Origin of the sequence: Martelella lutilitoris (assembly GCF_005924265.1) — a bacterium.
In the GTDB taxonomy this organism is placed as follows: domain Bacteria; phylum Pseudomonadota; class Alphaproteobacteria; order Rhizobiales; family Rhizobiaceae; genus Martelella; species Martelella lutilitoris.
Window position 1 is genome coordinate 296,718 of the sequence record NZ_VCLB01000006.1, and the last position, 13,633, is coordinate 310,350.

Here is a 13,633-nt window from a genome sequence, read left to right on the forward strand (position 1 = left end):
GAAATTGATTGTCCCGTCCGAAATGACGTGCCTCCGGCGAAACGGTTTCGCCGGCCATTTGTTCAGATCATCAAAAGGCTGGCCGCCCCGTCGGGTTGATGCCGCTGTCGATCTCGGCGGGTCGCCCGGGCAGCGACAGGCTGGCTAGCTTCGGCGCGGTCTTCGCGATCACCCGGCCCTCGCGCAGCACGGCAAGCCGCGTCGGCTTCAGACGCAACGCCTCCACCACGTCCTCGGCCTGAAGGATGACGAGGTTCGCCGGGTTGCCGGTCTCAAGACCATAGCCCTCAAGCCCCAGCGCCTTTGCCGAATTGACGGTGATGCAGTCGAAAATCGCCTTCTTGTCTTCCACGCCCGACATCTGCGCCACATGCACGGCCATGTGACCGACTTCCAGCATGTCGCCGGAACCCATGGAATACCACGGGTCCATCACGCAATCATGGCCGAAGGCGACATTGATGCCGGCTTCCAGCAGTTCGCGCACCCGCGTCATGCCGCGCCGCTTCGGGAAGGTGTCGTGGCGGCCCTGCAGCATGATGTTGATCAGCGGATTGGGAATGGCGTTGATTTTTGCCTCCGCCATCAGCGGGATCAGTTTGGAGACATAGTAATTGTCCATCGAATGCATCGAGGTCAGATGCGACCCCGCTACCCGCCCTTGCAGGCCGTGGCGCACGGTCTCGGCGGCAAGCGTCTCGATATGGCGCGACATCGGGTCGTCGGTCTCGTCGCAATGCATGTCGACCGGCAGGCCGCGCTCGGCGGCAATGCGGCAAAGCGCCTCCACCGATCTTGCGCCACCGGCCATGGTGCGTTCGAAATGCGGAATGCCGCCGACGACATCGACGCCCATGTCGAGCGCCCGCTCCAGCGATTTGACGCCGTCTTCGGCGCGATAATAGCCGTCCTGCGGGAAGGCGACGAGTTGCAGGTCGATATAGGGGGCGACCTTCTCCTTCAGTTCCAGCATCGCCTCGACGGTCACCAGTTTCGGGTCGGATGTATCCACGTGGGTGCGGATATGTAAAAGGCCCTGGCTGACGGCGAGATCGCAATAGGCAAGCGCACGCTCGATCAGCGCCTCTTTCGTCAGCGTCGGCCGCAACTCGCCCCAAAGCGCGATGCCTTCCAGAAGCGTGCCGGAAACGTTCATGCGCGGCAGGCCGAGCGACAGCGTCGCATCCATATGGAAATGCGGATCGACAAAGGGCGGCGAGACCAGCCGGTTGGTCGCATCGATGATCTCGACGGCCTCGGCTGGAAGGCTCTTCTCGATGGCGACGATCTTGCCGCCGGCAATGCCGAGATCGATGCCCCTGCGACCGTCAGGAAGATTGGCGTTTTTGATGATGATGTCGAACATGGTCCTGGCCTTTGCATGTCACCGGTAATTCCGGCCGTTCTATTGTCTCGGAACCTTGCCGCGATCGATCTCCCCCCTTGAGGGGGAGATGTCGCGAAAGAGACAGAGGGGTATCGGCATCACCCGCATACTCCGAATTTCCCGAGAGGGTTCACCCCTCTCTGCCCCTCTCGGGGCATCTCTCCCTCAATGGGAGAGATTGACTATCGAATTATCCCCTCACCTCTCCCCGCGTCGATAGGGCTGCATCAGCGCCTGCGGCACGCGCGCGCGCCGCGCCATCACGGCAAGCGCGGCGATTGACAGGATATAGGGGATCATCAGGAAAATCTGATAGGGGACGGCGCCATCGAGCGCGGTCTGCAGGCGCAACTGGAAGCCGTCGAAAAAGGCAAACAGCAGCGCCCCGAACAACGCCCGCTCCGGCCGCCAGGAGGCAAAGACGACGAGCGCGATGCAGATCCAGCCGCGCCCCTGAACCATGGTCGGGAAAAAGGAGTTAAAGGCCGAAAGCGTCAGAAACGCGCCGCCCACGCCCATCAGCGCACTGCCGACGATCACCGCGCCATAGCGCATCACCATCGGATTGACGCCTTGGGCTTCCGCCGCATGCGGATTTTCGCCGGCCATACGCACGGCAAGGCCCAGCGGGGTTTTCGCCAGGATATAGGCCAGAAGGATCGCCAGCGCGATGGCGAGATAGGTCGGGGCGGTCTGGGTGAAAAAGGCGGGGCCGATGAAGGGCAGATCGGACAGGCCCGGGATATCGATCGGCTGGAACGGTTCCACCGTGGGCGGCGAACCGGACACCGGCACCATCAGCCGAAAGACATAATAGGCAAAGCTTGAGGCGAACAGCGTGACCCCGAGGCCCGAGACATGCTGCGACAGCCCGAGCGTGACGGTCAAAAGCGCATGCAGCGCGCCAAAGACAGCGCCGCCAAGGGCTGCCACAAAAAGCCCGGTCCAGAGATCCGCGCCGTTGAAGACGGCCAACCAGCCGACCATCGCGCCGAAGGTCATGATGCCCTCGATGCCGAGGTTCAGCACGCCGGAGCGTTCCGACAATAGCGCGCCAAGCGTCCCGAGGATCAGTGGCGTCGCGATGCGCAGAACGGCGCCCCAGAGACCGGCGGAGGCCAGAATATCGACAATCGTGTTCATCGGCGCACCCTGTACTGCGTGAAGAAGACGGCGACCAGCATGGAGATCAGCGACAGCGCCACGGTGACATCGGCGATATAGGTCGGGATGCCGAGCGAGCGGCTCATGCCGTCCGCACCGACGAACATGACGGCGGTGAACAGCGCGGCCAGCACCACGCCGATGGGATGAAGATTGGCGAGCATGGCGACAACGATGCCTGAATAGCCGTAGCCGGGCGAGAGGTCAGTGGTGACATAGCCCTTGACGCCCAGAACCTCGATACTGCCGGCAAGACCTGCGAGCCCGCCGGACAGCATGGCGACCAGAACCAGCGTACGTCCGAGCGGCACGCCGGCAAAGACCGCACCCTTCGGGTTGAGACCGGCCGCGCGCGATCGCATGCCGAACGTCGTCCGCGACTGGATGAAATGAACGATGAAGGCAAAGGCAACGGCCACGAGAAGGCCGATATGCAACCGCGAGCGATCGACCAGCTTGGGCAGGCGAGCGGCGCGTTCGACCGCCTCCGACTGCGGCCAGCCGAAGGCCATCGGATCCTTCAGCACCGTATCGATCAGCATGGAGACAAACAGGATGGCAACGAAGTTCAAAAGCAGCGTGGTGACCACCTCATCGACGGAGAAGCGCAGCCTCAGCCAGAGCGGCACCAGAAGCAGGATCATGCCGGCGACAGCTCCGGACGCCATCAGGATCGGCATCTGCACGAAGCCCGGCAGGCCAGCGGTCAGATGCGCGCCGACGGCAGCGGTGGCGATCGCGCCGAGATAGAATTGCCCCTCCCCGCCGATATTCCAGAGCCGCGCGCGAAAGGCGACGGCTGCGGCAAGGCCTGTCAGGATCAGCGGCGTGGCCCGCGTCAGGGTCTCGGTGATCGAGAGTTTCGAACCGAAGGCGCCGACAAGGATCTTCCAGTAGGCTTCCAGAACCGGCGCGCCGGCAAGGGCAATGAGGATGCCGGCAATGCCAAGCGCTGCCGCCACCGCAATCAGCGGCGTTGCGATGACGAGCGCCGTCGGGCGATTTTCGCGCCGTTCAAACCGCATCGGCATTCTCCGTCCATTCACCGGCCATCATCAGGCCGAGCATCCGCGTATTGGCCTCTTCGGCGGCAACCGGCGGCGACAGCCTGCCGCCGACGATCGCCTGAATGCGATCGGCAAGCGCCATCACCTCATCAAGGTCTTCGGAAATCAGCAGCACAGCCGTGCCGGCCCGCCGCGCCTCCAGAATACGTTCATGCACGGCGGCAACCGCGCCCTCGTCCAGCCCGCGCGCGGGCTGCGCCGCCAGCAGGATTTTCGGATGCTCGATCAGGTTCCGGCCCAGAATGAGCTTTTGCATATTGCCGCCGGACAGAAGCCGCGTGCGGCTTGTCGGCGTGCCGCCGCGCACATCGAAGGCCTCGATGATCTGGCTGGCAAAATCGATGGCCGCACCGCGCTGCACCAGACCGTTTTTCGCATAATCGGCAATGCGCTCCAGAACGGCGTTTTCCCAGATCGCCATTTCGCCGATGGCGCCCTCGCCATTGCGGTCTTCCGGCACGCGGCCAATCCCTTCGGAAATAGCCTCAGCCACCGTCAGATCGCCGACGCCCCTGCCGAAAAGCACGAGATCGCCCGATGCCCGTTTTGCCGTGCCGCTCAAGAGCGCGGCCAGCGTCGCCTGACCATTGCCGGAAACGCCGATAATGCCGAGCACCTCGCCCGCATGCAGCGTGAAATCGACCGATTTCAGCCGGTCTACGCCATCGACCCGGACCGTTATGCCAACGGCTTCGAGGACGACCGGACCGGGGGTCGCGGGTTCGCGCACGGGCCGCTCCACCTTGCGGCCGACCATGAGTTCGGCAAGCTCCGCCTTGCTGGTTTCAGCCGCCTTGCGCTCGGCCACCTGCCGGCCGCCGCGCAGCACGACAACGCGATCGGCCGCCGCCATCACCTCATCCAGCTTGTGGGAGATAAAGATCAGCGAAAGCCCCTGCGCTGCCATCTCCTTCAGCGTGGCAAAGAGCTTTTCTGCTTCGGGCCCGGTCAGCACCGCCGTCGGCTCGTCGAGGACCAGGATCTTCGCATCGTTATAGAGCGCCTTCAGGATTTCGACGCGTTGCTGCTCGCCGACGGAAAGATCGCCGACGCGGGCATCCGGATTGACGGCGAGGCCGAAGCGTTCGGCGATATCGGCGAGCTTGCGGCGCGCGGATTTCGTGTCGGAAGCGAAGGAAAACAGGCTTTCGGTTCCGGTCATCACATTTTCCAGAACCGTGAGATTGGGCGCCAGCGAGAAATGCTGGTGGACCATGCCCACACCGGCGCGGATGGCCGCCCGCGGGCTGCCCGGCGTCAGCACCGCGCCATTGACGGCAACGGAACCTGTATCCGGCACATAATGGCCGAAGAGAATGCTCATCAGCGTCGTCTTGCCCGCGCCGTTTTCGCCGAGCAGCGCCACCACCTCGCCCTTGCCGAGCGTCAACGAGATATCGTCATTGGCGAGCGTGTCGCCGAAGCGCTTGGAAACGCCGGAAATCTCGAGCACGGTTTCTCTCATGCGCAAACTCCTGCAATGGCAAAGCGGTGCTGCCAGCGGTTCTCGTTTTCCAGTTCTGCCGCAAGCTTCAGCAAGACCGCCTCGGCGCCCATCGGCGCGATCATCTGAACCGGCAAAGGCAGGCCATTCTCGTCCGCCCCGTACGGCAATGTCATTGCCGGAAAACCGGAAAGGTTGGCAAGGGCGGCAATCGGCGCAAAGGCGCGCATCCGTTCAAAATGCAGTTCCCAGTCATCGTGATCGGTCGGAAAACTGCCCACAGGCTTCGGCGCATCCGTCAGCATCGGGCAGACAAGGCAGTCGATGTCCTCGAACAGCCGCCAGAGATCGCGGGCAATGAGCGCCATCTCGTTTGTCAGCGACCAGACTTCTTCCGGCCGCATCGCCCGGCCACGTTCGATGACGGCGCGCGTCATCGGTTCGACCATCTCAAGGTCGAGGCCGAAGCGGCCGGATGTTTCGGCAAGATTGGCGGCCGCGATGTCGGCAAAGGCGGAAGCGCTGGCGCGTGCCGGCGTTTCGACATCGGCCCAGCCGACGGCGCGAAGACGGTGCCCTCTTGCTTCAAGCGACTTCGCAGCATCTTCAAGTACACCGAGGCGCACCGGATCAGCGCTGACATCCGTCTCGGTCAGCACGCCGATGCGCAGACTGCCCTCGGGCACGTCGGCAAAAGCCGGCGGCGGAAAGGGACCGCGCGCATTGCCGGAGATCGCGCGAAACACACTGGCCGCATCCCGAACAGAGCGACAGACGGCGAGTTCGGTGGCGATGCCGCCGAGGTAATTGCCGTAGCCAGGCCCGGCGGGCATTGCCCCGCGCGACGGCTTGAGCCCGACGAGACCGCAGCAGGCGGCGGGCACGCGTATGGAGCCGCCCGCATCCGTGGCATGGGCAATGGAGACAATGCCGGCGGCAACCGCAGCCGCAGCGCCACCCGATGAACCGCCGGGCGAGCGGGCCTCATCCAGCGGATTGGGGCAGAGCGGGCCTTTGTCGGGCTCACAGCCAAGCGACAGGCCGAATTCGGGGCTCGTGGTCAGCCCGAACAGGCAGAACCCGGCCTTGCGGAACCGTAAGGCGATATCGCTGTCAGCGCTGGCATCACCGGCGCCCAGCGCGCGCGAGCCGGCGGTGACGGCAAGGCCGGAAAAAGGTCCGCCGAGATCCTTGGCAAGGGTCGGCACCCCGCCAAAGGGCATCTCCGCCTTTTCATCCGCCGAAAGGTTGTCAAAACGATCAGCGGCCGCAAGCCCTGCTTCAGGATTGCGGCCGGCAAGGGCGCCGAGATGCGCCCATGTGTCGGATGCGGAAAGCGATGCCTCCATCGCCTTCCGCGCCGAAATATCCCCCCTGCCGATCGCGGCGGCGAGCGCTGTCGCGTCGGCTTGCATGGGCAATCCTTACTTCGGCTCGTCCATGTTGCGCGGAACCTCGAACGTGCCGTCGATGATTTCCTGACGCTTGGCCAGCATGGCGTCGACCGCTTCCGGCGAGGCAACGCCCTCAACGAACGCGATGTCGCTGCCGCCGTCCTTCAGCATGCCGAAGGCCGTGTAGTTCTGGCCGACCGGGTTGCCGGCCTCGACATCGGCGATCGCCGCATCGACAATCGGGCGGAAGCCCCAAAGCGCGTTGGCGAAGACCGTGTCTGGATAGCGCGGCGTGTAATCGATCAGCGAACCGACGGCGAGAATGCCGCGTTCCTTGGCCGCGTCAGCCGTGCCGATGCGCTCGCCGAAGAGAATGTCGGCGCCCTGATCGATCTGGGCGAGACCGGCTTCGCGCGCCTTGGGCGGATCGAAGAAGGTGCCGATGAATGTGACGTGATGCTCGGCGTCCGGATTGGTTTCCTTCACGCCTTCGGCAAAGGCGTTGATCAGCATGTTGACTTCCGGGATCGGCATGGCGCCGACCGAACCGACGACATTGGTTTCCGTCAGCGTGCCGGCCAGCATGCCGGCGAGATAGGCGCCGTCATGATTCCATGTGCCGAAAACGCCGAAATTGTCGCCGGACGGGCCGCCGGAGGAGCCCATGACGAAGGGCGTGTCCGGATAGTCTGCAGCCACTTCACGGGCTTCGGATTCAACGGCATAGGATTCGCCGATGATCAGATCGACGCCCTGCTCGGCATATTCCCGCATGGCGCGGGGATAGTCCGTGCCGGAAACGCTTTCGGAAAAGACATATTCGATCGCACCCTCTTCGGCGGCTTCCAGAAGCGCCTGATGGATGACCGAGTTCCAGGCATTTTCAACCGGCGAGGCGTGAATGGCGGCGACCTTCAGCGGCTCTGCGGCGCTGAGGGCCGGCGCCATGGCGACGACGCCGAAAACGAGCGTGGATGCCAGGAGAGCGCGACGGCTCAGGACAAAATCATTCTTCATTGTAAAAAAAGACCCCTCTTTGACCATTTGGTTCAAAATCCTAGAAGCCGCTCAATCTTGTGTCAAGATCGACGAATGCACAGGAAATGTGCAAATCGGCCGTTTCCTTGTGTTTTTTCAAGTGGATGCAGCCGATAGCCGAATCGCCCTACCGGTAGCCAAATAAGGCAGACGAACCGAAGTGGGCGCAATCCCCCGACAAAGGTTTGCACCAATTTGTGAATTGTCGGACTTAACGGCCGGTTGGGCGCGGTCGGCAGCCAAGGTGATTTGACCGCGCCAAAAATCCTGATATGAACGTTTTCTGACACAGGCCGCCAGTAGCGAAGTTCACCCATGCCGCGCAATTTCCTCGTCGTTGACCCCGAACGGGACATGAATGTCATCAAGGGCCTGGCCGCGCCGGCGCGCATTGCCGTGCTCAAGCTCCTGCGCAGCAAGGGGGCGCTGAACGTCAAGGAAATCGGCGAGATGCTGGCGCTTCCGCAATCCACCGTCTCGCTCAGCGTCCAGCTTCTGGAAGAGGCCGGCCTGATCCGCACGGAGAGCCAGCGGGCGCGCAAGGGCAACCAGAAGGTTTGTTCCAGCATTTATGATGAGGTTGTCATCGTCTTCGGCGATGCCGCGGAGGAACGCCGCAATGACGGGATCGAGGTTTCGATGCCGGTCGGCCTTTATACCGCCTTCGATGTCAGCGCGCCCTGCGGGCTCTGCACCAATGAGGGCATCATCGGGCTTCTGGACGTGCCCGATTCCTTCCTCGATCCCGCGCGGATGAAGGCCGGTTTGATCTGGTTCACGCGGGGCAAGGTGGAGTACCAGTTTCCCAACAATGCCAGGCTCGACAACCGCGCCGTCGACGAACTCGAATTTTCCATGGAGCTCTCCTCCGAAGTGCCAGGCACCAATCCCGACTGGCCCTCCGACATTACCATCGGCATCAACGGCATCGATATCGGCCAGTGGACATCGCCGGGCGATTTCGGCGACCGGCGCGGTGTCTTCACCCCCGGTTGGTGGAAGCTCAAAGGCTCGCAATACGGCATGCTGAAACGTTTTCGAGTGACCGAAACCGGTGCCTATGTCGACGGCGTCAGGATCTCCGATATCTGTCTCGCCGATCTCGAACTCGATCGGCACCACTCCATCCGCCTGTCGATCAGCGTGCGCGAGGACGCCCGCCACCCCGGCGGCGTCAATATTTTTGGCCGCGGTTTTGGAAATTACGATCAGGACATTGTCCTGAGGATCACCACCAAATAATCCCGTCGAGGGCTTTGAAAAATTCCCGTTTGCCTGAACATAGCCGCTTGACGCAGGGCGCAAACAGGTCTCTATTGATCACGAAAATTGGTTTAAACCAAAATTCTGGGATTTGGAGGAGACACAATGCGCGCCGGTATCACCGTCCACAAAGACTACACGATTTCCAAGATCGATCCGAGGCTTTACGGGTCGTTTGTCGAGCACATGGGTCGCGCCGTCTACAGCGGCATCTACGAGCCGGACCACCCGACGGCCGACGAGAACGGGATGCGCAAGGATGTGATCGATCTGGTACGCGAGCTTGACGTGCCGGTGGTGCGCTATCCCGGCGGCAATTTCGTCTCCGCCTATAACTGGGAAGACGGTATCGGCCCGAAGGAAGAGCGCCCGGTTCGCCTCGATCTCGCCTGGCATACATCCGAAAGCAACCAGGTCGGCATCCACGAGTTCTCAAAATGGTGCGATTCCGTTGGCACGGAGATGATGCTGGCGATCAATCTCGGTACGCGCGGGCTGAACGAGGCCCGCAATTTCCTCGAATATGTCAATCATCCGGGCGGCAGCGAATGGTCGGACCTGCGCCGCAGGAACGGGCGCGAGGAACCCTGGAATGTCAAGCTCTGGTGCCTCGGCAACGAGATGGACGGCCCCTGGCAAACCGGCCACAAGACGGCGGAAGAATATGGTCGCCTGGCTTACGAAACCGCCAAGGCCATGCGCCAGTTCGACAACGACCTCGAACTGGTCGTCTGCGGCTCCTCATCCGCCAATATGCCGACTTACCCGGAATGGGAAGCCACGGTTCTCGACCATACCTATGATGCCGTCGATTACATCTCCCTGCATATGTATTTCGACAATTACGAAAAAGACACGGCCCGCTATCTCGCCAAATCCAAGGTGCTCGCCGACTATATCGACACGGTCGCCGGCGTGATCGCCTATGTGAAATCGAAGAAGCGCTCGAAGAAGGATGTCTTTATCTCCTTCGATGAATGGAACGTCTGGTACCATTCGAAGAAACGCGACGAGGCAACTCTAGCCGGCGACGACGGCTGGCCTTTTGCTCCGCCGCTTCTGGAAGACGACTATAATTTCGAGGATGTGCTGCAGGTTGGCTGCATCCTGAACACTTTCATCAACCGCGCCGACGTGGTCAAGATCGGCTGCCTCGCGCAGCTCGTCAACGTCATCGCCCCGATCATGACGGAGCCGGGCGGCGCGGCCTGGCGGCAGACAATCTTCTATCCATACTATTTCGCTTCCCGCTACGGACGCGGAACAGCGCTGAAGCTTGCGATCGACTGCCCCGGCTACAACACCGAGGACATCGGCGACGTACCCTATGTCGATGCCTCAGCCGTCCACGACGAAGAGGATGGAACGCTCTCCTTCTTCCTCGTCAACCGCCACAAGAGCGAAGCGGTCGAGATCGATCTCGCGCTTGAGGGCTTTGATGCCGACACGATCCTCGACGACAAGGTGATCGCGCATTCAGACATCAACGTGACAAACACCGCAGCCACGCCGGATGCCGTCACACCGGCCGATGCATCCGACGCCGCACCCAGCGGCAGAGGCCTCACGGCAAGCATCGCACCGCTCAGCTATCGTTTCGTGCGTATCAAACTCAAGTAAATCATGATTTCTGGTTTACACCTGAAATCATGTTGACAAATGGTCGATTTGTCTTAGGGTTCCCTTAGCCGCCGGAAATGCATCGGGAGGAAACAATGGGAAGCGCAGCGCCCCGTTTCCGCAAGGATCCGGCAATGTGTTTTCAGGCATGCGACATGCGTGTCTGAAAACGCGGGAGCTTAGGAAAAGTCGTCGGAAGGGCCGGGATTTACGGCCGGGGAGAACGGCAGAATGACTGCTCAGATCGAAATCAAGAATATCACCAAGCGCTACGGCAGCCTCACCGTGCTCGACAACATATCGTTGTCGATCGCGGCGAATGAATTCATGGTTTTTCTCGGTCCCTCGGGTTGCGGAAAATCGACGCTTCTACGCATGATCGCCGGACTGGAGGCGGTTGACGAGGGCGAGATTGCCATCAACGGCAAGCGCATCGACAACCTTCCGCCCGGCAAGCGCGGCCTTGCCATGGTGTTCCAGAACTACGCCATCTATCCGCATATGAGTGTCGCGGAAAACATGGCCTTCGGGCTGAAGAATATCTCTGTCGAGAAGTCGGTCATCGATGCGCGGATCAAAGAAGCCGCGCGCATGCTTGAAATCAGCCACCTGCTGGAGCGCAAGCCCAACCAGCTGTCCGGCGGTCAGCGCCAGCGCGTTGCCATCGGCCGCGCCATCGTCAAGGAACCGGAAGCCTTCCTTTTCGACGAACCGCTGTCGAACCTCGATGCGGCTTTGAGGGTGAGAACCCGCGTCGAGCTGGCCCAACTTCGCAACCGCGTCGCCTCAACCATGATCTTCGTCACCCACGACCAGATCGAGGCGATGACCCTTGCCGACCGGATCGTGGTGCTCAACAACCGCAAGATCGAACAGATCGGCGAACCGATGGAAATATACAGCCGACCAGTGAGCGAATTCGTCGCCCGCTTCGTCGGATCGCCGACGATGAATTTTCTCGATGTCGAGATCACCGATGAAGGCGGTTTCGCCCGGACGAAGTTCCCCGATGGCGCTGAACTGCAGACCAGCATTGCGACGGCAGACTTGCCGGAAAAGACAATGAAGCTCGGCATTCGTGCCGAAGCCGTCAAATGCGTTGCCGATGCCGCACACGCCACCACCGAAGGCAAGGTGGACGTGCTTGAACGTCTCGGCGACCGCACATTGCTCTACACACGGCTGGCCGACGACAGCATCATCGTCGCCGAAGATATCGGCCTAAGCCGCGCCAAGATCGGCGACACCGTGCATCTGGCTTTCGACGGCTCAGCCTGCCACCTATTCGATGCCGAAGGCAAGGCCTACCACCCGGCAGGAGAAGCCGCGACCGCCGGACGGGAGACCGACCATGTCTGACGCCCAGTCCACCCGCGCGGCCCTCGCCCGCAACGAGCGGAAGGGGCTGAAGACGGTAACCGCCAACATCAACGCGCCGCGCTGGCGCAATGCGCTGTTCATTGCGCCCTATATGGTCTTCTTCGTCACCCTGCTCGTGCTTCCGATGCTCTGGAACATCTGGCTCAGCCTGCACCGGGCAGACGCCTTTTCCATCGGACGCTTCATCGGCCTCGGCAATTATGACCGTCTGCTCAACGACGCCATTTTTCTGAAGGCCGTCTGGAATACGTTTTACTTCGTGCTCTTGAGCGTTCCGCCACTGGCGCTGATCGGCCTTGGTCTCGCGCTGGCGCTCAATCGCCAGACCAAAACGGCGGCCGCGCTGCGCACATTTTATTTTTCCTCGTCAGTGCTGTCGGTTACCATCGTCACGCTGATCTGGCGCATCGTCTTCATCGGCCAGTTCGGCCTGCTCGCCACGATCTATGGCTGGTTCGGCGCAACGCCGCCCGCCTTTCTTTCCGATCCTGATCTGGTGATGATCGGCATCGCGATTGCCACGGTCTGGTGGTGCATCGGTCTGCCGATGATGCTCTATCTCTCGGCGCTTCAGCAGATCCCGAAAGAGATCTATGAGGCGGCAGCCCTCGACAATGCCGGGCGATGGCGGACCTTGCGCTATATCACCCTGCCCTCGATCAAACGCACGGTCATTCTTGTGGTCATCATCCAGATCGTGATGCAGTTCCAGCTCTTCGGTCAGGCCAAGCTGATGACCAATGGCGGCCCCAATAACGAATCCCTGCCGATGGTGCTCTACATCTACCAGATGGCCTTTACCCGCTGGGATATCGGCCTCGGCGCTGCCGCTTCCGAAGTCCTCTTTGTGCTGATCCTGATCGCCGCAATGGTGCAGTTCATGGTCTCGCGCAAGAAGGGAGATGCCCAATGAGTTCCTTCGGTCTTTCCAAGAAAAACACGCTCGGCGACCGGCTGATCATCGGTTCCGTGATCGTCCTGGCGCTCGTCATGATCGCCCCGGTGATCTGGGTGATCGGCCTGTCCCTGAAAGACAACAGCGAGCTCATGGCCAACATGAACTCGGTTTTTCACGGCCCCTACACGCTGGTAAACTACCTCCACATCTTCGGCAGTTCCTCGGTGTTTCGGTGGGTGCTGAACTCGGTCATCGTGTCGGGCTCGGTCACGATCGGCATTCTCGTGCTGACCTCGCTTGCCGGCTACGGCTTTGCCCGGCTCAATTTCCCGTTCCGAAACACGATCTTCATCATCGTGCTTCTGGGGCTTGCCATTCCCGAGCAGGCGGTACTGATCGCCCGTCACCAGATCTTCTCGGAGATCGGCCTTCACAATACGTATTACGCGCTGATCCTGCCCGGCCTCTCCGCGCCCTTCGGCGTGTTCCTGATGACACAGTTCTTCCGCGCGATTCCGAAGGAATATGACGAGGCGGCGCTGCTCGACAATGCCAGCCGTTTCAAGATCTTCTGGAAGGTTCTGCTGCCCCTGACGCTGCCGGCACAGGCAACGCTCGGCATCTTCACCTTCCTGATTTCCTGGAACGACTATTTCTGGCCGCTGATCACTGCAACGCGCAAGGAGATGTACACGCTGACGGTGGGCATCGCCTCCTCGCAGACGAATTTCGCACAGTCGGAGGGCCTCGGCTTCCTGATGGCGCAGGCGGTTTTTGCCAGTGCGCCGATCCTGATCGTCTACCTGTTTTTCCAGAAATACATCGTCACCGCCGTTTCCGGCTCGGCGGAGAAATGATGTCGCGCGGGCGCATATCCGTCCGCGCTCACAAAAAACAAAACCGGAAAATGCATACCCGATATGGCGGCTCAAGTCGCCGGGGGACAACGAACCGCATTTTGGATCGCCCTTCGGGGTG

11 protein-coding genes are annotated in these 13,633 nt (G+C 61.4%); 5 read left to right on the forward strand and 6 right to left on the reverse strand.

What is annotated here, in order from left to right:
• Positions 1-70: 70 nt before the first annotated feature.
• From FF124_RS12515 to FF124_RS12540, 6 genes are all read right to left on the reverse strand, one after another.
• A complete protein-coding gene (locus tag FF124_RS12515; protein ID WP_138748826.1) occupies positions 71-1,366 on the reverse strand; it encodes an amidohydrolase family protein in 1,296 nt (431 codons plus the stop codon).
• Between the two features lie 219 nt (positions 1,367-1,585).
• Positions 1,586-2,530, reverse strand: a complete 945-nt coding sequence (locus tag FF124_RS12520) for an ABC transporter permease (RefSeq protein ID WP_138748827.1) — start codon at positions 2,528-2,530, stop codon at positions 1,586-1,588.
• Complete coding sequence (locus FF124_RS12525; RefSeq protein WP_138748828.1) at positions 2,527-3,576, reverse strand: ABC transporter permease; 1,050 nt, start codon at positions 3,574-3,576, stop codon at positions 2,527-2,529. The genes FF124_RS12520 and FF124_RS12525 overlap by 4 nt, the downstream gene beginning before the upstream one ends.
• Positions 3,566-5,083: an ABC transporter ATP-binding protein gene (locus tag FF124_RS12530; protein ID WP_138748829.1), complete on the reverse strand. Its 1,518-nt coding sequence runs from the start codon at positions 5,081-5,083 to the stop codon at positions 3,566-3,568. The genes FF124_RS12525 and FF124_RS12530 overlap by 11 nt, the downstream gene beginning before the upstream one ends.
• A complete protein-coding gene (locus FF124_RS12535; RefSeq protein WP_138748830.1) occupies positions 5,080-6,477 on the reverse strand; it encodes an amidase in 1,398 nt (465 codons plus the stop codon). Before FF124_RS12535 ends, FF124_RS12530 begins: the two co-directional genes overlap by 4 nt.
• Before the next feature lie 9 nt (positions 6,478-6,486).
• Positions 6,487-7,473 carry a BMP family protein gene (locus FF124_RS12540; RefSeq protein ID WP_138748831.1) on the reverse strand — a complete coding sequence of 329 codons (987 nt, stop codon included), beginning with the start codon at positions 7,471-7,473 and terminating at the stop codon, positions 6,487-6,489.
• A gap of 336 nt (positions 7,474-7,809) precedes the next feature.
• On the opposite strand from FF124_RS12540, the gene FF124_RS12545 reads away from it, so the two are divergent.
• From FF124_RS12545 to FF124_RS12565, 5 genes are all read left to right on the forward strand, one after another.
• The gene (locus tag FF124_RS12545) at positions 7,810-8,736 is read left to right on the forward strand and encodes an ArsR/SmtB family transcription factor (protein ID WP_138748832.1); all 927 of its coding nucleotides are present in this window, start codon (positions 7,810-7,812) and stop codon (positions 8,734-8,736) included.
• A gap of 126 nt (positions 8,737-8,862) precedes the next feature.
• Entirely contained in the window at positions 8,863-10,377 is a 1,515-nt protein-coding gene (arfA, locus tag FF124_RS12550; RefSeq protein ID WP_138748833.1) for an arabinosylfuranosidase ArfA, read from the forward strand.
• A gap of 231 nt (positions 10,378-10,608) precedes the next feature.
• Complete coding sequence (locus tag FF124_RS12555) at positions 10,609-11,736, forward strand: ABC transporter ATP-binding protein (protein WP_138748834.1); 1,128 nt, start codon at positions 10,609-10,611, stop codon at positions 11,734-11,736.
• On the forward strand, positions 11,729-12,670 hold the full coding sequence (locus tag FF124_RS12560; protein ID WP_138748835.1) for a carbohydrate ABC transporter permease: 942 nt from the start codon (positions 11,729-11,731) through the stop codon (positions 12,668-12,670). The genes FF124_RS12555 and FF124_RS12560 overlap by 8 nt, the downstream gene beginning before the upstream one ends.
• Positions 12,667-13,512, forward strand: coding sequence for a carbohydrate ABC transporter permease (locus FF124_RS12565; protein WP_138748836.1), 846 nt, complete (start codon positions 12,667-12,669; stop codon positions 13,510-13,512). Before FF124_RS12560 ends, FF124_RS12565 begins: the two co-directional genes overlap by 4 nt.
• Positions 13,513-13,633 lie beyond the last annotated feature (121 nt).

What these genes read in the sequence shown, in the direction of transcription:
- FF124_RS12515 (WP_138748826.1), bottom strand. Translation starts at nt 1,366, where the DNA reads ATGTTCGACATCATCATCAAAAACGCCAATCTTCCTGACGGTCGCAGG.
- FF124_RS12520 (WP_138748827.1), bottom strand. Translation starts at nt 2,530, where the DNA reads ATGAACACGATTGTCGATATTCTGGCCTCCGCCGGTCTCTGGGGCGCC.
- FF124_RS12525 (WP_138748828.1), bottom strand. Translation starts at nt 3,576, where the DNA reads ATGCGGTTTGAACGGCGCGAAAATCGCCCGACGGCGCTCGTCATCGCA.
- FF124_RS12530 (WP_138748829.1), bottom strand. Translation starts at nt 5,083, where the DNA reads ATGAGAGAAACCGTGCTCGAGATTTCCGGCGTTTCCAAGCGCTTCGGC.
- FF124_RS12535 (WP_138748830.1), bottom strand. Translation starts at nt 6,477, where the DNA reads ATGCAAGCCGACGCGACAGCGCTCGCCGCCGCGATCGGCAGGGGGGAT.
- FF124_RS12540 (WP_138748831.1), bottom strand. Translation starts at nt 7,473, where the DNA reads ATGAAGAATGATTTTGTCCTGAGCCGTCGCGCTCTCCTGGCATCCACG.
- FF124_RS12545 (WP_138748832.1), top strand. Translation starts at nt 7,810, where the DNA reads ATGCCGCGCAATTTCCTCGTCGTTGACCCCGAACGGGACATGAATGTC.
- arfA (WP_138748833.1), top strand. Translation starts at nt 8,863, where the DNA reads ATGCGCGCCGGTATCACCGTCCACAAAGACTACACGATTTCCAAGATC.
- FF124_RS12555 (WP_138748834.1), top strand. Translation starts at nt 10,609, where the DNA reads ATGACTGCTCAGATCGAAATCAAGAATATCACCAAGCGCTACGGCAGC.
- FF124_RS12560 (WP_138748835.1), top strand. Translation starts at nt 11,729, where the DNA reads ATGTCTGACGCCCAGTCCACCCGCGCGGCCCTCGCCCGCAACGAGCGG.
- FF124_RS12565 (WP_138748836.1), top strand. Translation starts at nt 12,667, where the DNA reads ATGAGTTCCTTCGGTCTTTCCAAGAAAAACACGCTCGGCGACCGGCTG.